The organism is Sulfurimonas sp., from assembly GCF_028713515.1.
Classification (GTDB): domain Bacteria; phylum Campylobacterota; class Campylobacteria; order Campylobacterales; family Sulfurimonadaceae; genus Sulfurimonas.
On the sequence record NZ_JAQTOD010000002.1, the window covers coordinates 255236 to 277660 of the forward strand.

A 22425-nucleotide genomic window follows, 5' to 3' on the forward strand; every position below is an offset into this window, starting at 1 on the left:
TTTATACTCTTTTTTACAAGAGCGTGTAACATCAGCTATGCTTAAAGACGCTTATAAAAGGAAATCTTTTGCTAGAAAATATTAATGAAAAATGTGCAGTTGTTGGAATTTTTGGTCATAAAGAGGCTTCTAAACTAGCTTATTTTTCTCTTCATGCGCTTCAACATCGTGGACAAGAAGCAGCAGGCATAAGCTCATCTGATGGTCATAAACTTCGCATCATCAAAGATCGTGGTTTAGTTATGAGGGTTTTTGATGGTACAAAACTCTCTACACTAAGCGGATCAAGCGCTATTGGACACACTCGCTACTCAACTGCTGGGGATGACTCTATCCTAGATGCACAACCTGTTTTTGCAAGATATGATCTGGGTGAAATGGCGATAGTTCACAACGGAAATCTAACAAATGCAACAGAAATCCGTGATGCACTAATCAAAAAAGGTGCAATTTTTCAGACATTTATGGATACCGAAAATCTTATCCATCTTATAGCAAAAAGTGAAAAAGAGCATCTACTAGATAGAATTATAGATGCGGTTAACAGAATCGAAGGCGCATTTTCTCTAGTATTTTTAAGCAGAACAAAAATGTTTGCCATGAGAGACAGACATGGTTTCCGCCCACTAAGTCTTGGTCGCTTAAAAAATGGTGGTTATGTTGTTGCAAGTGAGACTTGTGCTTTTGACCTTATTGCCGCAGAGTTTATCCGTGATATTGAGCCTGGAGAACTACTTGTTTTTGAAGAGGGCAAAGCTCCACAATCAATAAAAGTTTTTGAGCCAACGCCAAAAAGATGTATTTTTGAGTATGTTTATTTTTCAAGACCTGACTCTGTTGTTTTCGGACAAAGTGTTTATCAAACAAGAAAAAATATGGGAATAGAGTTAGCAAAAATTGCACCGATAGAAGCTGATATTGTTATTCCTGTTCCAGATGGTGGTGTTCCTGCGGCGATTGGATACTCACAAGCAAGTGGGATTCCTTATGAAGTTGGGATCATGAGAAATCACTACATTGGTAGGACTTTTATAGAGCCTACACAAGAGATGCGCGACCTCAAAGTAAAAATGAAACTCTCTCCAATGACTGAAATCATCAAAGGCAAAGTAGTCATCGTAATAGATGACTCAATTGTCCGTGGAACAACCTCTAGAAGAATTGTTAGGATGTTAAAAGAAGCTGGTGCAAAAGAGGTTCATATGAGAGTATCGTCTCCACCAACCACTGATCCATGTTTCTACGGTGTTGATACTCCGGATAAAGATAAACTAATTGCAGCCAATATGAGTGTTGATGAAATCTGTAAATATATCGAGGCTGATTCACTAGCTTATCTGGATGAGGCATCTCTACTTAGAAGCGTAAATGCAACGGAAGATAACTATTGTACGGCTTGTTTTACAGGAAAATATATAATTTAATGAAACAACTATATACCTTTGGCAACTATCTAAGAGATAAGTTTGGGTGCAAAGTTCATAAAGTTGGTATAAATATATCTGGCTTTACCTGTCCGAACATCGATGGGACTGTTGCTTATGGTGGTTGTACGTTCTGCGAAAACGACTCTTTTAGTGCAAGTAGTGGCGAGGTTCAAGAGCTTAAAGGTTTTTACCTGAATCTCAACTCAAAAGAGAATCCTCACTTAGAAAAACAGTTACAACAGCTTGAAATTCAATTTAATGCAATCAGTAAAAGACAAAAAGATGAGTATGGGGCAGAAAAATTTATCGTCTATTTTCAATCTTTCACAAACACCTACGCACCATTTGAAACCCTAAAAGCTCTTTATGAAAAAGCTCTCTCATTCCGTGATGTCGTGGGTCTGAGCATTGGAACAAGATCTGATAGTGTAACGGATGAGACACTTGAGTATTTGGCACAACTAAGCAAGCATAAAGAGATCTGGATAGAGTTTGGCATACAATCTATTTATGATGAAACACTAAAAAAAATAAATCGCGGTCATGACAGTGCAAATGTAAAAGAGTTAATACTTAGAGCTAAATCCAAAGGGTTAAATGTCTGTGGTCATCTTATATTTGGGCTTCCTGATGAGAGCAAAGAGATGATGATAGAGACTGCAAAAGCGGCCTACGCATGGGGAATAGACTCTGTTAAATACCACCCTCTTTATGTTGTAAAAAAAACAGCTTTGGCAAATGAGTTTTTAAGAGGCGAGTTTACTCCTATAAGTGAAGAGGAGTATCTCGAAGTTTTACTTGAGTCCATCAAGCTAAAGCCAAGTAGCATATCGGTGCAAAGGGTTACGGCCGGAATAGACAACAATACCCTGCTTTCACCAGATTGGTGCAGGGATAAAAATAGTCAAATTAAAAATATAAACAACACACTAAAGCAGTTAAATTTAAAATACTAGTGTGAATGTATTTTGATATGTTCAGCACTTCCACTAAAATTAGGTGGGTATGGCATGTAAACCACAAACTCCTCACTCTCTCCAGCTTTTAGGTTCTTAGCTATGACAAACTCTTCTAAAACTTGCTGTGGCCTGATTAGCTTATTTTCTTTAGTTTTAAAAAAATCAGCTATGCTTCCCTGCTCAAAAAGTGCACCTGTCTTCATGCTACCAGATTCAAGTCCTCTATTTACTAATTTTATCTCTAAAGTAACCGTTCCAATTTCATGTTTGCCCTCATTTCTAACAACACCACTATACATAACTTGTTCTCTGACAAGTACTCTTTTACTTTTTAGCCTATGAATTTCTGCAAATTTGGTTAGTTTATCCACTGCATAAAAACTAAAACCACCTATAATCAAAGAGATGACAGAAAAAGATATAATCATCCATATTTTCGACTCCTTCTCCTCTTGTTTTGTTGCTAAAAAAATTCCAGCTAAAACAATAATAAAAGAGATAAATAGAACTATATAGTGCCAGTAGTTTAGCGTTGTCATCTACAATCCGCCTCCACAAAGAGAGTATAATCTTTTAAATATGTAAATGGCTCTACAATCATCTTAAAATCCCTCTCTTCATTTATGGCTATACTATTCTCTATTATCGTCATTTTGTTAATTGGTTTAAAACTAAATATAAAATCCTTAATCTCATTTTTAGTAGATTTAAATACTTTTGCTGTAATTTTACATCTCTTAAAATCTCTATTTGATTCATTTTTAACAGAACCGTTCAAGACAATAGCTTTTGTAAATGTTAATTTTTTTTGATTTATGATGGTGGTTTTATTTTTGTAGAGATAGTTGTGCATCTCAACATATCCAAGAGTAGGCCCTAAAATAAGAGTCGCAAATGCAATAAGAACAAGTGGTATAGCTATATAAGTCCGTCTTCTAGCTACAATTCCTAAAATAACAAAAAAGATAAATAGAAAAAAAACAACGCCAAATAAAATGTAGTCATATAATACTAAATCATATATAAATGCGTTTATTTTTCCTGACATATTTTATTTGTCTCTTGAGTTTTTCTCAGTTATCCCACTCATATCAAATCTTCGAGCTAGCTCCTGCTTAATTCTATCAGGAGAGATATTCTTAGCAGCAAGAGCAACCAACACATGATATGTCAAATCAGAGGCTTCATAAATTATCTCAGACTCATCATCATCTTTATATGCAAAACAGAACTCCCCAGCCTCTTCTACAACTTTTTTCAAGATTGTATTTTCACCTTTACTTAAAATCTTTGCCGTCCAAGAAGTCTCAGGATCTGCATTTTTTCTCTCTTGAATTGTATGATAAAGTGTGTCAATTACACCATACATTGCCTCAGGATTTGCTTGGATTTCAGAGGTTATCTCTCCACTATCTAGTTCTGTGAAAAAACATGAACTGCGCCCAGTATGACAAGATATACCGCCTTTTTGAGTTACTTTTATAAGAAGTGTGTCATTGTCACAATCAATGTTAAAAGAGTGGATAGTCTGCGTGTTGCCACTACTCTCGCCTTTCATCCAGATGCGTTGCTTGCTTCTTGAGAAATAGTGAGCAATTTTTGTAGTTAAAGATAAAGATAGTGCCTCTTCATTCATATATGCCATCATTAAAACTTCGTTGCTTGCTATATCTTGAACGACAACTGGCAAAAGCCCTATCTTTTGCCAATCTATTTTTTTGATTATCTCTTTCATCTATTTGTTTACGCTTGTCATCTGTTTTGGATCTTTCATATCGACCCAAATATTTGGAGTTGAACCACCAGGAGTTAGAAAAATCTTGGCATCTTTATTCTCTTTTAGGGCCTCATTAAACTTACCTTGAACATGAACCTGCTCCAGTTGTATAAGCTGATTAGTCAAAGATTTAGCGATAAGAGTATTTGCTTTTGCTTTTGCATCTGCTTCGATTGTTACTGCATCAGCTATACCTTTTGCTTCTATTCTAGCTTTTTCTGCAACTTGCTTTGCTTTTTCTACCTCTTGTTCAGCTTTTTGAACTTGCTGTTTTGCGATTTGAACATTCTCAATCTGCTCTTTTACTTTTGCAGGTAGAAGAATCTCACGAAGTTGAACGGACTCTAAAGTTGCAGGTGAGTTCTCTTTGCTCTCTATACTTTTTCTAATCTCAAGCTCTATCTCTGTTGCGATAGCATTTCTCATTTGAGGCAACATCTCTGCATCGTATTTACCAATAATATTTCTAACAATATCTCTTACAACAGGATTGATAATTTTATCTTCCCAGCTAAATCCCCAGTTTGAAACTGTTTGAGCAGCGTATTGAGAGTTAAGTCTATATTGAACTGTAAGCTCAATTGAAACAGGTAATCCTCGCTTATCAAGAACAGTTATAGCAGGTTTTACAACAACACCATTTGCGTTACTTGTGCCAGCATCAGTGATTGATGCGTAGTTTATTATACGAACTTTTGTATCGACGATATAAACTCTTTGAATAACTGGAATTATAAAATGAAGTCCAGGAAGAAGCGCTTGGCTAGAGTACTTACCGTTCGTGCTTAAAATCCCTCTCTCTCCCTCTTGGATAATAGTAAAAGGTCTAGCTAAAAGCAGTAAAATAACGACAGCGATAACAAAAATTATAACACCATTTTTACCACCACTAAAGTTAAAATCTACTTTTGGTATCTGAGGACCACTTCCACCGCTATTGCCGGTAGATTTTCTATCAAAATTGCTACTCTCGTTTTTCTTCTTATTGAAATAATCATTCATATCTGATGCCATTATGCCGTCCTTCGTTTTTTTATCTATTTTTATTAATTGACATAAGTTAAATAGTGCTCAAAATCTTTATTGCGGCCAAAAACTATATCAAAATATGCACTTTGAAGTTTTTCTGTCATCTCTCCGCGTGCACCGCAACCAATATCTCTGCCGTCAACATGGCGAACCGGTGTAATTTCTGCTGCCGTTCCGGTTAAAAATGCTTCATCTGCGATGTAAACTTCTTCTCTTGTGATACGGCGTCTCTCAACCGGTATACCCATTTTCTCAGCCATCTCTATTACTGTTTTTTGAGTGATAGATTCTAGTGAGTTGTCGTTTGGAGGAGTTAAAAGAACGCCATTTTTTACCATAAAAAAGCTAGCTCCGCTTGCCTCTGCCACATAGCCTTGATCATCAAGTAGGAGCGCCTCGTCATAACCGCAATCAATTGCTTCATATTTTGCCATTTGAGAGTTTAGATAGTTTGCCGTTGCTTTTGCTTTGCCCATATTTGAAGTATTTGCAGGTCTTGTCATAGAGACAATTTTAAGTTTTATTCCTTTTTTCATACCCTCTTCGCCAAGGTAAGCACCCCATTCCCAAGCAGCTACAACAGTTTCAACCGGAGCATGTTTGTGATAAACTCCCATAACTCCATAGCCCAAAAATGAAAATGGACGAATATAAACATTATCGCCTTTAAAATCGTTTCTTCTTAGCAGTTCAACTTGAGCTTCATTTAGCTCTTCAATGCTGTATGGAATATCAAAAAGTGTCATTTTTGCAGACTCTTTTAATCTTTTTGTATGATCATTTAGACGAAAAATAGCATAACCTTTTGCTGTTTTATAAGCCTTAGTTCCCTCGATAACACCGTTTCCGTAGTGGATAGTATGAGATAAAACATGAACCTTTGCATCATCCCAATTTACAAATTCACCATTCTTCCAAATATATTTAGCTGCATCCATAAAAAATCTCCATAATATCGCGTTTAAAATTTTTGTATTCTATCTAAAGTGTTGTTTACGCTGGCTTAACAAAGTGTTGTTTAAATTCTAAGAGTGTATGCAAGTTGAGAAGACTTGCATACTAAGGAGAAATGAGAAAAATGAGGGTCTAATTTAAGCTATATATTTACCACTTAACTTCTGTTGTAAGCATATAAACATCTTTGGATTCACCAGTGTCACCACCATTTGCTTTCTTTTCATCAATGAATTTTGCTGAACCAACGAAGCTTACATTTTTGTTATACTTATATGCTAAACCTGCAATAATTTTAGTGCCATTAGCTGAAACACTGTTTACTCCAGTTCCCATTGCAACTGTATCAATTTTATAATCATCATATCTTCCGATAATCGTCCAATCTTTTATTGGTCTAATTTCGGCATTTATTGAAAATGCATCATACTCTTTACCATTTGTAATTGCACTGTTTCTTGCTTTATCTTCTGCTATTACATATTGTGCTGCAACTAAGAATAGTGGCTGATTGTAAACAGCATGGATACCATAAAAAGAGCGATCATATTCACCAGCCGCACCAATAGCTACCGTATCATCTTTATGGTTTTTAGAAATTAGACCATATGTTGAAAGATGCGCATAAGTATCCTTTAGACGATCGTTATGACTAACTTTTTCACCGCTTCCAATAAGGTGAGCAGTTAAACGCCACTCTAGAGACATGCCAGAACTATTTTGTTGGTTTGCAGCGGCTTTATCTGCATGGTAACCCTCGCCATTAAATATACCGATTTCTGAACTGAACGAATTTGTTTTAGTTTTAAAATTTACCCCTAAATCAGCTGAGTTTACAAGGTCAAGTCCAGATTCTGTAGCAGTTCCTTTCTCTTCAAGTAAAACTTTATTGAATGAACGATAGTACCAACCATTGTGTTCTTCGTAATCAATCCAAGGACGGTGAGCCATACCCAGTTCCACTCCTGTATACGGAAGGATTCCATCTAAATATAGATAAGCGTACTTAAAATAAACATTTGCATAACTTGTAGTTGAAGCAAGCTCTTTAGTTGCATCAAGCGTTACGCGCCAGTAATCTTTATCATTGAAAAAACCTTTTACTTGGACATAGTTTCGGCGAAGTTCAAAACCGTTTGAATTTCCAGCATACTTAGCAGTATCACTTCCTACAGCAACAGTTGTACTAGTATCAGCATTTGCTGTAGGCGCTGTTGTGCTTGGATTAGCAGATGTAAAACCAAAGTAGTGGAGACCGCTAAACTCAAGCTTGTTTGAGTTTGAGAAAACTGAACTCTCTTTACTTACTAAAGGTTTACGACCCTCACCTTCTGTTGTAAAAACTTGACCTTTTTCATCTACAAAGAATGGAGTAGCACTCAGGCTTGTTGCACCTATTGCTAGAGCAGCTAACGATGATAAAACGATTTTTTTCATATTTTGTTTTCCTTTTTTTTGGTTGAGAAATTATATGGTGTGTTGATTACAAAATGATTACAAAAGATAAGAAACAGTAATATAGATATTAAACTAGAAAAGCCCTCACAGTAGTAGCTGCAAGGGCTTTTAGAAGAAGAAATTTTTGGAGAAAAACTCTATTAGTTACTGATGTTACGCACTTTTATAAAAAATAGCGTAACAAACCTTGAAATTCTTGAAAAACTTGTTTTTCATAGCTTTTAGGTATGCTAACCAATGGCATACTTCATGATAATGGGGTTAGAAGGGACGACAGTCCCTCCCACTAAAACGGACTTGTTAGTTTTAGTGGGTAACATCAGTTGGTTATTTAATATTAGCTGCCCAATACTCTCTAACCATTTTCTTAACATCCTCAGGAAGTGCAATATATCCTAACTTTTTAGCAGTTGCATCACCTTTACTAAAAGCATACTCATAAAACGCTACTGTCTTTTTGTTTGTATCTAGCTTCTCTTTTGGAAGAAGAATGAATGTAGCAGCAACCAACGGATAAGATGTATCACCTTTTTCAAGGGCTAGTACTTCAAAGAAACTATCCTCTTTTGTCCAAGTTGCATATTTTGCAGCAGCTTTAAAATTTGCCTCATTTGCAACAACCCATTTGCCGCTTGCTGTTTGTAAAATCGCAGCACTTAGATTGTTTTTTTCTTTGTATTCAGTTTCAATGTAACCAATGGAGAATGGAGTCTGTTTAATTATACTCGTAACGCCCTCGTTGCCTTTTGCTCCAATTCCAACAGCCCAATCAACAGATTTTGATGCTCCGAAATTGTCACTCCAGTTTTTAGAAACTTTTGAAAGATAGTATGTAAAGTTAAAAGTTGTTCCAGATCCATCAGCACGATGAACTACAATAATTTTTTGATTTGGAAGATTGATGCCTTTGTTGTCAGCTGCAATAGCCGCATCATTCCATGAAGTAATTTTTCCTGCGAAGATGTCTGCTACAACACTGTTTTTAAGTTTTAACTTCTCATCTGCAATACCAGCTACATTAAACGCCACAACAATTGAACCGATAGCTACTGGAAACTGTAAAAGTTTTGCTTCTTCAAGTTTTTTAGGGCTAAGAGCTTCATCTGATGCACCAAAATCTACAACACGAGAAGTTATCTGCTTGATGCCTCCGCCTGAACCGATTGATTGGTAGTTGATAAGATTTTGAGTATCTTTTTTGTAGTTAAATGCCCACTCATAGTATAACGGAGCTGGAAAAGTAGCCCCCGCGCCATTGATTTTATCCGCACCAAAAAGTGAGCCAACAGAGATTGTCGCAACCAAAGCAGTTATTGCTAATTTTTTAAACATTTGAATCCTTGCATTTTTTAAGATGGCGAAATTATATGGAACAAATATTACAGAGTTATTACAGCCTATTTTTAAAAAACCAATCTCACATTATGCTAAAACAATAAAGCAGTTGTAATCTTTTTGTAACCTTAATCTAGTAAAATCGCAAACTTTTAATAAGGAGTGATTTTGAATAATCTCGCAGATAAGTTATTTTCAAATATAAGTAAACTTGTTGCAATTTCTGTACTACTTTTGGTTGCTTGGATATTTACCACCCTTGTACAAAACTCAATGGAATCAATCAAAGCTCTTGGATTTGATTTTATTTTAGGGAATAAATGGGCGCCAAATATAGAAAAATTTGGTGCGCTTCCTGCTATTTACGGCTCTGTTATCTCGACATTTATTGCCATGATGTTAGCTGTTCCTGTGGCTATTGGAGTTGCTATATTTTTAAGTGAACTAGCCCCTGCAAAACTAAAAACTCCAGTTGGCGTGAGCATCGAGCTTCTGGCTGCAATTCCATCAGTCGTCTATGGAATGTGGGGACTTTTTTACTTTGTACCTATTGTTCGTGATATATTTGGCGGCGTTGGTATAAGTATGCTCACTGCTGGAATGGTTCTCTCAATCATGATTTTGCCATTTATGGCGGCAGTTACAAGGGATGCCATGAACACGACTCCAGATATACTAAAAGAGTCAGCTTATGCACTCGGTGGGACAAAATGGGATGTTATAAAAGATATAGTTATTCCATACGCTAAAGCTGGAATTATTGGTTCATTTATATTGGCTCTTGGTCGTGCTATCGGCGAGACGATGGCGGTTACATTTGTTATGGGTAATGTTCATAAAATATCATTTGATTTAACAAAGGCGGCGACTTCCATTCCTGTAACGCTAGCAAATGAGTTTAATGAAGCAGATAGCGGAATCTACTACTCATCTCTTTTTGAACTCTCACTTTTACTTCTTGTTGTGAGCTTTACGATTATATCTATAGCAAAATTTTATTTTCTTAGACGAAAAAGGATTGCATAATGACTCACACTCAAAAAAGAGTTTTTATAAATAATGCGGTAATGGTTTTATCTACTCTTTCAGCTCTTGTTGGGATGGGATTTTTACTTTGGATTTTATCCGTCTTGGTTATTAATGGCGTTGAAGCGCTAAACCTCAACATCTTTTTAAACGAAGGAGCTCCTTCTGGAAATCCAGATGGTGGCTTAAAACATGCTCTTATTGGTCAGCTATATCTTGTTGGAGCTGCTACATTCATAGGCGTGCCTCTTGGTATTTTAGCTGGAACATACCTAAGCGAGTATGGGCAAAAATCAAAACTATCCGAGACTATTCGTGATATTTCAGACATTATGATGAGTGCTCCAAGTATTGTTATTGGCGCGTTTGTTTATGCTATAGTTGTTCATCCTATGGGACATTTTAGTGGTTGGGCTGGTTCAATCGCACTTACGATCATTATGCTCCCGATTATATTAAGAACAACCGATGATATGCTTCAACTTGTCCCCTCAACTCTTCGCGAAGCAGCTTTTGCACTCGGCGCACCAAAATACAAAGTGATAACTCAAGTAGTATATCGTGGCGCAAAAGCTGGTATATTAACAGGTGTTCTTTTAGGTGTTGCTAGAGTTGCGGGAGAGACAGCACCGCTTCTCTTTACATCTTTTAATGATAACTTTTTAAACACAGACATGATAAAACCAATGGCTTCACTTACGGTGACTATGTACAACTATGCGACAAGTCCTTATGAAGATTGGCAAAGGCTCGGTTGGGCAGCAGCATTTATTCTCAGTATGTTTATTTTAATTCTAAACATAATTGGACGACTATTTTTACTAAAGAAAAAAGGCAGATAATGGCAACAATCATTGAAATAACAGAAAACAAAGCACTTGAAGTTAAAAATTTTGAATTTTCGTATGCAGGAACAGATGCTCCAAGCATTAGAACACTAAATATGCCAATAGCAAAAAACAGTATAACGGCACTTATTGGACCATCTGGATGTGGCAAAACTACGCTTCTTAGAAGCTTTAACCGTATGCATGACCTTTATCCCGGAAACAGATACAGTGGCGAAATTTTATTTCATGATAGAAATATTTTAAGTCCAAAAGAGGATCTTATACATCTTAGAATCCAAATAGGAATGATTTTCCAAAAACCTACAGCTTTTCCTATGAGTATTTTTGATAATGTTGCTTATGGAATGAGACTTCAAGGGGTTAAAAACAAAACTGAGCTTGCAGATAGAGTTGAAAAAGCACTCAAAGATGCGGCAATTTTTAAAGAGGTAAAAGATAGACTAAAACATGACGCAAATGGTCTCTCAGGCGGACAGCAGCAGAGACTCTGCATCGCAAGAGCAATTGCCGTTGAACCAGAAGTTCTACTTTTTGATGAACCAACAAGCGCTCTTGACCCAATCTCTACGGCTGGAATTGAGGAACTTATTGTTGAACTTAAAGATAGAGTCTCCATTGTCATAGTTACACACAATATGCAACAAGCCGCGAGGGTAAGTGACTACACTGGATTTATGTATATGGGCGAACTAATAGAACTTGGCATTACAGAAGAGCTTTTTGTTACGCCAAGAGAGAGACTAACAGAAGAGTATATAACTGGCAAATTTGGTTGAAAAAACAGAACATTAAGGAGATAATATGATAAAAAAGTATGATAAAAAGACTGACGAAATAAGAGAGAAAATATCTTCACTTCTAAAAGAGATGACGGTCGCAAATGAGTTATCTTTGGAAGCTTTTAAAGACAACGATGAGGCTAAGTTTAAAGAAGTCAAAAATGTACTAAGTAAAGTAAAACTTAGAGGCGACATAATCGACAATGAGATTATAAAAGTCTTTGCTCTATATGCTCCTGAGGCAAAAGAGCTTCGTTTTTTAGTTGCATTTCTGAAAATGACAGGTGAGATTGTATCCATCGGAGAGGGAATACAAAAGTATGCAAAGCGCATGAGAGAACACCTTGGCAGTGGGTTTGATATTGAGTTTTTTAAGCCAAGCATCGCTCTTTTGCACAAAAGCAGCATAAACGCTCTTAGATATATCACAGAGTGCTTTGATAAGCATGATGAGTGCAATTTTGACGATAACTATCGTAAAGTAGTCATAGAAGAGAGCATGAATGATGATCTTTTCTCTGTGATAGAAAAAGAGATTTTAAACAAAATCATAAGCGAAAAAGAGCTCTCAGCTGAGTATGTGAAAATACTAGGAACACTTAGAAAACTTGAGAGATCATGCGACAGATCGGTAACCATAGCAAATCTTATGAGATATGCTCAAAGAGGTGGAGAGATAAGCACTTTTAACTAATCTTACCTCTATTTAGAATCTTGTTTATGGTCTTGTGCGCAAAATTTAAGCACTAAACTTATTTTTTTATGTACTTATTAGATATACTGTTTGCAAAATTTCAGGAGACAATTAATGGGAAAATTTGTTAATAATGTAGAAGAATTCTTTGCTTTTTGTGAAGAGAATGATGTTGGATTTGTAGATTTAAGATTTACAGATTTAAAAGGTACATGGCATCATGTTACTTATAGAGCTAGTGCGGTAAATAAAGATAACCTAACAAATGGCTTCCCTTTTGATGGCTCATCGATTGAGAAATGGCAACCAATCAACAGATCAGATATGCTTTTAAAAGCTGATGTTCCGACTGCATTTCTTGATCCTTTTACTTCAGACCCTACCATCATTGTTATTTGTGATGTATATAACATCTATAAAAATGAACTATATGAGAAGTGTCCTCGCTCAATCGCTAAAAAAACATTAGCGCATGCAGAGTCTCTTGGTATTGCTGATGCTGCTTATTTTGGACCTGAGAACGAATTTTTTGTTTTTGATGATGTTAGAATCAAAGATAGCATGAACGAATCAGGCTATAGAATAGACACCGAAGAGGGTGATTGGAACTCAAATACTAACTACAAAGATGGCTACAACACAGGTCACCGTGGTGGCGTTAAAGGTGGCTATTTTCCAGTATCTCCAATCGATACACAAGTTGATTTAAGAGCTGAAATGATGCAAGTTTTAGAGCAAGTTGGCTTGGAAGTTGTACTTGGTCACCATGAAGTTGCACAAGGTCAAGGTGAAATCGGTATCGTTTTCTCTGACATCATAACTGCCGCTGACAATGTACAAAAACTAAAATATGTTGTAAAAATGGTAGCTCACTTAAATGGTAAAACTGCAACATTTATGCCAAAACCACTATATGGTGATAATGGAAACGGTATGCATGTACACCAATCTCTATGGAAAGATGGTAAAAATCTTTTCTACAAACAGGGTAACTATGCTAATCTTTCAGAGATGGCTCTACACTACACTGGCGGTGTTTTTGCTCACGCTAAAGCAGTTGCGGCACTTACTAATCCATCAACAAACTCATACAAAAGACTTATTCCAGGGTTTGAGGCTCCAAGTATCTTGACTTACTCTATGCAAAATCGTTCTGCATCTTGCCGTATCCCTTATGGTGCTGGCGAAAAAGCTACTCGCATTGAGATGAGATTCCCAGACTCAACATCTTGTCCATATCTTGCATTTTCAGCTATGATGATGGCTGGTTTAGATGGTATCAAAAACAAAACTGTTCCTGTTGGACCAATGGATGAAGACTTATTTGAACTAAGTTTAGATGAGATTCGTGAAAAAGGTATCCCTCAAATGCCTCACACTCTTCGCGAAGCAACAGAGGCACTGATTGCTGATCATGATTTCTTGAAACCTGTATTTACAGATCTTTTCATCACTGATTATCAACACTATATGTTCGAGAGACAAGTTTGGCCAGACGAGAGTCGCCCAACTGCATACGAGTTCAAAACTACTTACTCTTGCTAAATCTCTAATTTTCTCGCTTTCTGCGGGGAAATTAAATCTTCCCAATTTTAAGATTTCCATACACTTTTAAACAACATCAAACTTAGCGTTAAATTTCCACAACCATTAATTTGCTATAATTCCATCCACAATAGTCATGTAAGAGTGCGCTATTGAATTTTTAAAAAAAGGTTCATAATGAATCAAGCTATTATTGGGAAGTATTGCCCATATCCACAAATTAATTTGCCAAATAGAGAGTGGCCAACCAAAACTATAACAAAAGCTCCAAAATGGTGCAGTGTTGACTTGCGTGATGGAAATCAGGCGTTAATCACTCCCATGGATATAACTAAAAAACTCTCACTTTTTGCACTCTTACTAAAACTCGGATTTAAGGAAATTGAAGTTGGTTTTCCGTCGGCTTCTAAAGTAGAATTTGACTTTTTACGCCATCTTGTTGACCATAAACTTATCCCTGATGATGTGACAATTCAGGTGCTTGTTCAAGCAAGAGAGCATCTTATTGCCAAAACTTTTGAGTCGTTAAAAGGCGTAAAAAAGGCGACTGTGCATATTTATAACTCAACTTCGGTTGCACAAAGAAAGATTGTTTTTGGCAAAAGTCAAGACGAGATTATTGCACTTGCATTAGAGGGTGTTGATTTGGTCAAAAAATATGAGAAAGAACATGACGGAGAGATATTTTTAGAGTATTCGCCTGAGAGTTTTACGGGAACTGAACTAGAGTTTTCAGCTCGTATATGTAACGCCGTGACCGCTCGCTGGGGAATGAATGAAAACCGAAAAGTTATCATTAACTTGCCTGCAACCGTTGAGATGGCAACTCCAAATATTTATGCTGACCAGATTGAGTGGATGAGCAGACATTTAGATAATCGCGAAAATGTGATAATCTCAACACACACTCATAATGACAGAGGCACTTCGGTGGCTGCAACCGAGTTAGCACTTTTAGCCGGTGCAGACAGGGTTGAGGGAACACTTTTGAGCAATGGTGAGAGAACCGGGAATGTGGACATCATCACTTTAGCTCTAAATATGCTAACTCAAGGAGTAAATCCAGAGCTTGATTTCTCTGATATTAATGAAGTTTTAGAGGTTGTTGAGAGATGTACAGAAATGCCAACCCATCCTCGACATCCCTATGTCGGTGAATTAGTTTACACTGCATTTTCTGGTTCACATCAAGATGCCATAAATAAGGGCTTGGCGCATCAAAAAGCAAAAGAGGACAGCTTCTGGGAAGTTCCTTATTTACCGATAGACCCAGCCGATGTTGGAAGAACTTATGAGAGTATTATCCGAATCAACTCTCAATCAGGAAAAGGCGGAGTTGCGTACATTTTAGAGAAGAATTATGGCTATCAACTTCCAAAAGCAATGCATCCCGAGATAGGGCGATATGTACAAACTCTAAGCGATGAAAAGGGCAGAGAGCTTGAGCCTAGCGAGATTTTAGAGACATTTAAAAAACACTACTTTGAGATGCCAGAACATATCTCGTTAGTGGATATATCTCTCTCGTCTGGCAAGAAAGTATCAACTTGTACTTTGACTTATGAGTACAACGGGAAAACTATTATTTCTAACGGTGAAGGAAACGGTCCGATTGACGCATGCAAAGATGCTTTAATGAAAGATTACAAAAATGAGTTTAAGATAAATTCCTATTCTGAACACTCATGCGGGGATAAAAGTTCTGCGCAAGCCGTAGCCTATATCCAAATTCAGAGCAAAGATGTTCTCTCATGTTTTGGAGTAGGAATTGATAGTGATATTGCAACAGCATCCATAAAAGCGCTATTTTCCGCACTCAATAGAGCGTTTAACTAGAGTGTTTTACCAAAGGATAGCCTCCTTTGGGCTAGACTAAACTCTCAATCAAAACGACAAACTCCACTTAAAATAGTATCTATTCTCGAAAGCTCCAAATTCACTCTCATTTTTACCATTTTGTATCTGAGCGCCTATCATAAATGAGTTGTAATCATTCAGCGTATATTTTAAAGTTGGCGATACAAAGCGTGAATTTCTGCCACTAAAACTCTCTATATATAAAATAGAAGCGTCCAAAAAGAGATTAAAGCTATATGAGAGTGTGGCTCCGGTATAAAAATTTGAATAAACAAGATTTGATAAAATATCAGAGTTTAGATTGGACAAAACCTCATCATATGAAAATTTCTTTGAACTATATAGTGATTCAAGTACTAGAGTTACGCCATTTTTAAATCCATATTCGGCGCCCACTACCCCTTGATAAAACTCTTTTTTATTCTCTTTATAGCTTGTATCAAAGAGAGTGCTTTTTATATATGCTGCCTCACTCCTAAGTTCTACCCCAGTATCAGCCAGATTCCCCTCTATCTCATAAGCTATCATTTTAGTTCTATCTGAAGATACAACATTCAAAGCAACATCTGCAAAGTTTAAAAAACTTTTATATTGCCCTGCATACTTATAACTATGTTCTGAGTTTTGACTTGCTACAAATGTCACATGCGAAGTTTCATCCAAATATCTCACATAAGAGAGTGCGCTTACTCCAAAGACCTCATCAGGCTCCAGAGCATAGATATTTTTTGGGTTAAATATATTTGTCGGCGTCCATATTCGCCCTACCCCCATAGAGATATTTTGCAAACCGACTACAACCCTATTTTTAGCATCTTCATAGCCTCCGTACGCTCTATAAAGTTTTGCATAAGCTGAACCATTACCGTAATCTTTAAAATTTGTCTGTGTTTTAAAAGTGGTATCAGAACGAGATCTTTTCAGGTACTCAAAATCATTTGAGTTTACATAAGCACCGCCTAAATAGTTAATGCCATCGCCGATAACAGTCCCAAAAAAACCATTATCAGTATAATCTGTTTGAACTCTCAATCTATCATAATTGTATATATTGTTTTTTTCTTTTTGAGTCATTGAACCGCCAGAGAGTGTAATATTTGTGTTGCTGATTTTATAATCAAAATCCGCATATAACGAGCCAAAGCAGATAATTAGGGCAAAGAATAACCTTTTATAGCTTGTGGTCATTAATCAAAATACCATCATTAAGTGTTATCACTCTTCTAACGCTGTGCATAATCAACTCATCATGAGAGGCAAACAAGATACTTATACCCTCTCTCTCATTTAGCTCCCTCATCATGTTCATAAGTATCTGTGAATTGTTAGAATCAAGATTTGCTGTCGGCTCATCAGCTAAAATTATCTTAGGTTTTGCGGCAACAGCTCTTGCGACTGCAACTCGCTGCTGCTGTCCCCCGCTGAGTGTATTTGGAAGTGACTTTAATTTATTGTCTATCTCCAAAAGTGCTGCAACCTCTAATACCCTTCTTCTTATCTCCTCATCACTAAAACCACGGAGCCTCATGACAAAACCTATATTCTCCTCAACGCTAAGTACTGGAACCAAGTTATATGCTTGAAAAACAAATCCCAATTCATTGAGTCTAAGGGTTGTGCGCGCATCTTCATCGAGCGAGCCTATCTCTGTCTCATCAAGATATATCTCTCCGCTATCTATACCATCCAGCGCACCTATGGCATTCAAAAGTGTTGTTTTTCCGCAACCTGAAGGACCACTCAAAAGCGTAAACTCCCCAGCCTCTATTGTCAAGCTTATATCACAAAGCGCATGCACTTCTCTTGGTTCACCTCTGTAAAAATATTTGTTTACATTTTGCAGTTTTATCATTTCTCAGCCTTAATTACTTCAATTGGATTTAGTTTTTTAATTTTTCTAAGCGGAATTATTACACTCAAAAGCGATGCGGTTATAATCGCCACAAAAGTGGTAGTAAAATATGAGATTTTTATCGTTCCATGTATTATCGCTTCATAGCCCCACATCTCCAGAGCATCAGAAAATGAGCTTAAATCAACTCCATAATCTCTTAAATATATTAGCAAGATTGCCCCAAAAATAGCTCCACCAAGATATCCAATAAGCCCGACAAACATAGCCTCTATAAAAATCTGCAATCTTATATATTTATAGTGCATTCCAAGACCAAGCATAATACCAAACTCTCTAATTCTGTCAAGAATTGAAACATACATGACGCCAAATATACCAACAAAAACAACACTCATAACTATAAAAAAGGTAATGGAGTTAAATATAAACATAATATCCTGCATCATCTTCATCATGGGCTGCAGTTCTAGGAAACTCTTAACATCGAGCCCTCCGTATTTTGTCTGAAGTCTGCCTATAAGCCCTTCATCTTTGCAAACAACTGCTATCTGCGTTGCGTCACCAGAACTCGTACCCAAGAAACGGTGTATATCTTTAATATCTATAAATATTGCGCCATCATCAAGCTCGATATTTGTAGTCTGGACTATACCTCTAATCTTCAGCGCAACCGAGTTTATCTCACCCATCACATCTTGTGTGGAAAAAACAACCTTAGAGCCGATGTGAAGTTTAAGTTTTTTTGCTAGCTCTAGCCCTATGACCGCATCTCCATTTTCTAGTTTTATTTCACCCTCTTTTAGAAACTCGCTAAATCTTCCAAAGTGATTCTCTTCTTTAATATCTATCCCCTGCATAAAGGAGAATGATGACTTTCGAGCAGTCGAAAGAAGTCCATCGGCACGGACCCTTAGAACAACGCTCTTTACACCCTGCATATTTTTCAGTTCATCTTTTATAGCAGAGGCATTTTTAATTCTATATTTCAAATCCTTCTGAACTCTATACTCTTTTGCATAAAAAGTTATATCACCGCTTCCACTTCTTCTGTTTTTATCAATCATATTCTCAGCCATACCATCATATAGCCCCTGAATACCTAGCATCATGCTCATACTCACCGTAATCATGGCCACAACAAGAAGCGTGCGAGCTGGTCTTAAAAATGAGTTTTTCCAAGCCATCTTAACTATTAAACTATACATGTCTTGTCGCTTCAATCGGTTTAAATGAGTTTATATAGAAGTATGGGTACAAAATACTAAGAAAATTAAGAAGATATATAATCGAAAGATTCCATAAAATAGTAGGGATTGAAAAACTAAAAGGTATCTCATCCGAAACGACTCCATAATCCCTATACATTTCAGCAATCCCATTGATAACAATAGGATTTATGCTGTAGTAGTAGCAGATACAAGTGGCTATTGGCGCAGCGATTACTACTGCCAAACTAGAGAGAATAAAAATCTCATAAAAAAGAAGCGCAAAGATATTTTTTTTCGACAGACCTACGCATCGCAAAACACCAAACTCTTTTATACGGGAGCTTATATTTATAAAATCGTAAATCATAATAACAAAAAAGATTACCACAAGAAACAAAGAGAGAGAAATATATCCAAAAATATTATCAACTTCCATAGCCTCAACCATAGTGTCCATAAGAGTTTTCCAAGTGAGTGATTCCAAGTTCTTATCATTAATTATTCTTACAATCTCGCTATTTACTCTATCTAGGTCATCCAAATTTTTTAACTTTATGTTTATATATGAAGCTCTATTTTTTGCATACATCAGCTCATCAAAATAACTCCTAGAGAGAAATGAGACACTAGAGTCAAACTCAAATAAACCAGTCTTAAATATACCGCACACCCTAAATATATCGGCCGCAAAAGAGTTATCGCTTGCACCTCCCACAAAAGCAACCTCATCACCGACATGAAGCTTTAATTTTTTTGCTAGCTCTGAGCCCATATAAATAGAGTTTCCTGAGTTCTCGTCTAAAAACTTACCCTCTTTTAATGCCAAGTGAAGCGAACTTAAAACCATCTCTTTATTTGGGCTCACTCCGGCAACCATAGAAGCCGCAGAGTGCTCACCATTTGAAAGTAGCCCATAAGTCTCATATCTTGAGCTAAAAGCTTCAATCGCATCTATTTTGGCAAGCTTCTCCATGATGGATTTTGTATCTTGAATGAGATACTCATTTCCACCAATGTCACGATAACCTTTATGATAAATCTCAATGGCGCCCGTATAAATTTTAAGTGAATTTTTCAACATGGAGTTGTGCGAGCCATCTTGCATTGATATAAAGAGTATCAAGAGCACCGAAGAGATAAAAGTGAGTATAAATGTTGCAATTGAACGACCTCTATAAAAGAGTATATTTTTAAGTGCAAACTTAAACATCACAAAACCTGAACTTGATTTCTACCATTCTCTTTTGCTCTATAGAGTGCCGTATCAGCTCTATTTATTATGGTTTCTATACAATCTTCTTCTCTATATTGTGTAACTCCAAAACTGCTTGTTCTATTTTTAATATTTGCAAATTCAAAATTTTCAATTTGTTCTCTAAGATATTCGGCAACTTTTTTTGCTTCACCAACATTTGCTTCAGGAAGAATTATCAGAAACTCCTCTCCACCCCATCTACCGACAATATCAGATTTTCTAACTTTATCTTTTAAAATATTAGAAAAATCTCTTAAAACTGTATCACCAACAAGATGCCCATAGTTGTCATTAACGCTCTTGAAATTATCAATATCCACTAAAATAACAGAAAAAACTCTTTTGTAGCGCTCTGCTCTATTCATCTCTTCATCTACAAAAAATTCAATCTTAAATCGGTTGTATAATCCAGTTAGTCTATCAGTTGTTGCCAACTTCTCCAACTGCTGATCATTTAAAAAAATAATTTTATTTGACTTTTCTAAAATAAATGCGCTTAACAAACCAAATGAAAATGCGGACAACATCCATAAAAAGTGCATTAAAAAGAGCTCTTTTGTCATGGGAAATAAATAATAGCCGATTAAAATAACCAACACAAGTGTAGTCGTTGCGCTCAGTACTGCATATGAGAGACGCAAACCAGACACTATAAATATCCAAATAATTATAAGATATATTTCAGAGAAATAGATTGTAGACTCTTTTAAGCTAATAATTAAAAACATATTTCCCAGCGCAGCACCGATGGGTGCCACCAAAAATAAATAATTTACTGTCTTGTAAAACTTATTCCAAAAAGTAAGAAGAGTGATAAAAAAAAGAGCAGTCGGTAAAATATATAGATGTAAAAGAGTCATAACAGGTAAAATTGATGTCGGAGCAACTAGCTTATCTACTTGAGCATAGAGCAAATACAAAATTCCCGTCAACAGAGTTACGGTGCGGATTTGTATAATTTTTGAACTCTCATACCATTTATTAAACTGCTTTTTTATCTTCTTTTCTTCAAAATAGATAGGATTCAGATAAGACAAAATACTTTTTTGCCACTCCAGCATAAACATAACCTTTTTTATTATTAGCACTTAAGCAAATTGTATCAAAAAACAATCTACTTAGAAAATCTCTTTAGAGCATTTTTTGTGAAATACTCATCATAAACTCCTGTATCATACTCAATCTCTTCTAACACTATCTCAGTAAATTTATCCAGGGCATCACTTGAACCCACCTTCCAATAGGTGGGAATATAATATTTACCTACTTTTTTTACCTTCTCATATATAAAAAATCTAACTTCTTTGTTCTCTTCATCATAAAAAATATCTCTATTTGATGTATATGTTGCCGTATCTACATTGGTAATGATTTTTCCCCACACAACCGGAGCACCCAACTTTGGCAGCAGTTCAATTGTTACAACGGTGCCTGCTCTTTTGATAATTCTGGGCTCATAATCCTCTACTATAGAACTTTGCCTTACCATATCATCATTTGTTATGTCGCTTCCCATCCATTTTTGTAGCATCATGGATGGTGGAATTTTAATTACTCTCTCAATTTTTGGTACATACTGCCACATTTGATTATCCAAACTAAGAAATGTTATACCACTATCTTTTGGAGGATAGATAATTTTTACAAAACTTTTCTTATTTCCCTGTGAAAAGCTTTGCATTCTCATAACTCTTTCATGGCCCATTGATACTACTTTCATGCTAACCTGCATATAGACATTTCGACCTCTGAAATTTTCATCAAGTTTTTTAATAATATCGTGAGCTTCATCAGCCATCAACTGCGTCATAATTATAGAAATTAAAAAAATAATTTTGTTCATAAAATCATCTCCCTTTGGCAGATGTCTTATTCTACTATCTATTTTCTTTTTTATAAATTATTTTTTAAATAAAAACATTTCAATAAAACATTAAAGAATCTATAATTAAATCAAAAAACATCATGCTACAATCAGTAATAATAAATTAAGAATTAGATATGTCAAAAAAACAGCAATAATTGCTATGGCGGCGCTATTGTTCAATTCTTTATCGGCGTATGACTTATGCAACTTTTAAACACAGAGCTTAGCGAGGTACAGAGAAATCTTATAGCAAGCGTCAGGTTGCCGTAGAGAGTTCAATAAAACAGTTTGCAAAAGATGCGCAAGAGCTTTTAGGAAACAAAGAGAGGTTTGCAGCAATGTTGCCGGCGGATAAAAAAGCAAAAGCAAGTGAAGAGGTTATGAGTGCCCAAATTATAGACCACAATGTTAAAATCATTCTAGATGCTACTGAAAACAAAGATAATAAATCTGGAAGAGTTCGCAGAGAAGCAGCTCAAACAGCTTATACATTTATTGAGCATACATGCTTTCGTTGCCATAACATAGTTCGTGACAAACACTAGAGTG

General features: G+C 36.1%; 22 protein-coding genes. 9 read left to right on the forward strand and 13 right to left on the reverse strand.

Annotated features, from left to right (window positions below; translation table 11 throughout):
* The first annotated feature begins 68 nt into the window (after positions 1–68).
* Positions 69–1424 (forward strand): amidophosphoribosyltransferase, encoded by a 1356-nt coding sequence (gene purF / locus PHV22_RS05490; protein WP_295021874.1) that lies wholly within the window; start codon positions 69–71, stop codon positions 1422–1424.
* Positions 1424–2383, forward strand: coding sequence for a TIGR01212 family radical SAM protein (locus tag PHV22_RS05495; RefSeq protein WP_295021872.1), 960 nt, complete (start codon positions 1424–1426; stop codon positions 2381–2383). The genes purF and PHV22_RS05495 overlap by 1 nt, the downstream gene beginning before the upstream one ends.
* On the opposite strand, the gene PHV22_RS05500 is transcribed toward PHV22_RS05495, so the two are convergent.
* From PHV22_RS05500 to pstS, 7 genes are all read right to left on the reverse strand, one after another.
* Positions 2380–2925, reverse strand: coding sequence for a DUF2393 family protein (locus PHV22_RS05500; protein ID WP_295021871.1), 546 nt, complete (start codon positions 2923–2925; stop codon positions 2380–2382). The genes PHV22_RS05495 and PHV22_RS05500 overlap by 4 nt on opposite strands.
* Complete coding sequence (locus PHV22_RS05505; RefSeq protein ID WP_295021868.1) at positions 2922–3434, reverse strand: DUF2393 domain-containing protein; 513 nt, start codon at positions 3432–3434, stop codon at positions 2922–2924. Before PHV22_RS05505 ends, PHV22_RS05500 begins: the two co-directional genes overlap by 4 nt.
* A gap of 3 nt (positions 3435–3437) precedes the next feature.
* A complete protein-coding gene (gene hisIE, locus PHV22_RS05510; protein WP_295021866.1) occupies positions 3438–4121 on the reverse strand; it encodes a bifunctional phosphoribosyl-AMP cyclohydrolase/phosphoribosyl-ATP diphosphatase HisIE in 684 nt (227 codons plus the stop codon).
* Positions 4122–5177, reverse strand: coding sequence for a prohibitin family protein (locus tag PHV22_RS05515; protein ID WP_295021865.1), 1056 nt, complete (start codon positions 5175–5177; stop codon positions 4122–4124).
* 32 nt (positions 5178–5209) lie between these two features.
* Complete coding sequence (locus PHV22_RS05520) at positions 5210–6130, reverse strand: branched-chain amino acid transaminase (RefSeq protein WP_295021863.1); 921 nt, start codon at positions 6128–6130, stop codon at positions 5210–5212.
* 166 nt (positions 6131–6296) lie between these two features.
* On the reverse strand, positions 6297–7583 hold the full coding sequence (locus PHV22_RS05525; protein WP_295021861.1) for a hypothetical protein: 1287 nt from the start codon (positions 7581–7583) through the stop codon (positions 6297–6299).
* Between the two features lie 348 nt (positions 7584–7931).
* Entirely contained in the window at positions 7932–8936 is a 1005-nt protein-coding gene (pstS, locus tag PHV22_RS05530; protein ID WP_295021859.1) for a phosphate ABC transporter substrate-binding protein PstS, read from the reverse strand.
* A gap of 171 nt (positions 8937–9107) precedes the next feature.
* On the opposite strand from pstS, the gene pstC reads away from it, so the two are divergent.
* The 6 genes from pstC (at position 9108) to leuA (ending at position 15670) form a co-directional block, all read left to right on the forward strand.
* On the forward strand, positions 9108–9965 hold the full coding sequence (pstC, locus tag PHV22_RS05535) for a phosphate ABC transporter permease subunit PstC (RefSeq protein WP_295021857.1): 858 nt from the start codon (positions 9108–9110) through the stop codon (positions 9963–9965).
* The gene (pstA, locus tag PHV22_RS05540; RefSeq protein ID WP_295021855.1) at positions 9965–10807 is read left to right on the forward strand and encodes a phosphate ABC transporter permease PstA; all 843 of its coding nucleotides are present in this window, start codon (positions 9965–9967) and stop codon (positions 10805–10807) included. Before pstC ends, pstA begins: the two co-directional genes overlap by 1 nt.
* Positions 10807–11592, forward strand: coding sequence for a phosphate ABC transporter ATP-binding protein PstB (gene pstB, locus PHV22_RS05545; protein WP_295021853.1), 786 nt, complete (start codon positions 10807–10809; stop codon positions 11590–11592). The genes pstA and pstB overlap by 1 nt, the downstream gene beginning before the upstream one ends.
* A 25-nt stretch (positions 11593–11617) precedes the next feature.
* Positions 11618–12289: a PhoU domain-containing protein gene (locus PHV22_RS05550; protein ID WP_295021851.1), complete on the forward strand. Its 672-nt coding sequence runs from the start codon at positions 11618–11620 to the stop codon at positions 12287–12289.
* 114 nt (positions 12290–12403) lie between these two features.
* Positions 12404–13834 carry a type I glutamate--ammonia ligase gene (gene glnA, locus PHV22_RS05555; protein ID WP_295021849.1) on the forward strand — a complete coding sequence of 477 codons (1431 nt, stop codon included), beginning with the start codon at positions 12404–12406 and terminating at the stop codon, positions 13832–13834.
* 177 nt (positions 13835–14011) lie between these two features.
* Positions 14012–15670, forward strand: a complete 1659-nt coding sequence (gene leuA, locus PHV22_RS05560; RefSeq protein ID WP_295021848.1) for a 2-isopropylmalate synthase — start codon at positions 14012–14014, stop codon at positions 15668–15670.
* 48 nt (positions 15671–15718) lie between these two features.
* Here the strand turns inward: leuA and PHV22_RS05565 are convergent, their stop codons facing one another.
* From PHV22_RS05565 to PHV22_RS05590, 6 genes are read right to left on the reverse strand one after another with little or no spacing between them, the layout of a single operon-like run.
* Positions 15719–16879 carry a hypothetical protein gene (locus tag PHV22_RS05565; RefSeq protein ID WP_299946285.1) on the reverse strand — a complete coding sequence of 387 codons (1161 nt, stop codon included), beginning with the start codon at positions 16877–16879 and terminating at the stop codon, positions 15719–15721.
* Complete coding sequence (locus PHV22_RS05570; RefSeq protein WP_295021845.1) at positions 16863–17543, reverse strand: ABC transporter ATP-binding protein; 681 nt, start codon at positions 17541–17543, stop codon at positions 16863–16865. Before PHV22_RS05570 ends, PHV22_RS05565 begins: the two co-directional genes overlap by 17 nt.
* On the reverse strand, positions 17540–18751 hold the full coding sequence (locus PHV22_RS05575) for an FtsX-like permease family protein (protein ID WP_295021844.1): 1212 nt from the start codon (positions 18749–18751) through the stop codon (positions 17540–17542). The genes PHV22_RS05570 and PHV22_RS05575 overlap by 4 nt, the downstream gene beginning before the upstream one ends.
* The gene (locus tag PHV22_RS05580) at positions 18744–19964 is read right to left on the reverse strand and encodes an FtsX-like permease family protein (RefSeq protein WP_295021842.1); all 1221 of its coding nucleotides are present in this window, start codon (positions 19962–19964) and stop codon (positions 18744–18746) included. Before PHV22_RS05580 ends, PHV22_RS05575 begins: the two co-directional genes overlap by 8 nt.
* Complete coding sequence (locus tag PHV22_RS05585) at positions 19964–21070, reverse strand: GGDEF domain-containing protein (protein WP_295021840.1); 1107 nt, start codon at positions 21068–21070, stop codon at positions 19964–19966. Before PHV22_RS05585 ends, PHV22_RS05580 begins: the two co-directional genes overlap by 1 nt.
* 53 nt (positions 21071–21123) lie before the next feature.
* A complete protein-coding gene (locus tag PHV22_RS05590) occupies positions 21124–21852 on the reverse strand; it encodes an outer membrane lipoprotein-sorting protein (RefSeq protein ID WP_295021838.1) in 729 nt (242 codons plus the stop codon).
* 362 nt (positions 21853–22214) lie between these two features.
* Between PHV22_RS05590 and PHV22_RS05595 the strand changes: the two genes are divergently transcribed.
* Entirely contained in the window at positions 22215–22421 is a 207-nt protein-coding gene (locus tag PHV22_RS05595) for a hypothetical protein (RefSeq protein WP_295021837.1), read from the forward strand.
* Positions 22422–22425: the final 4 nt, after the last annotated feature.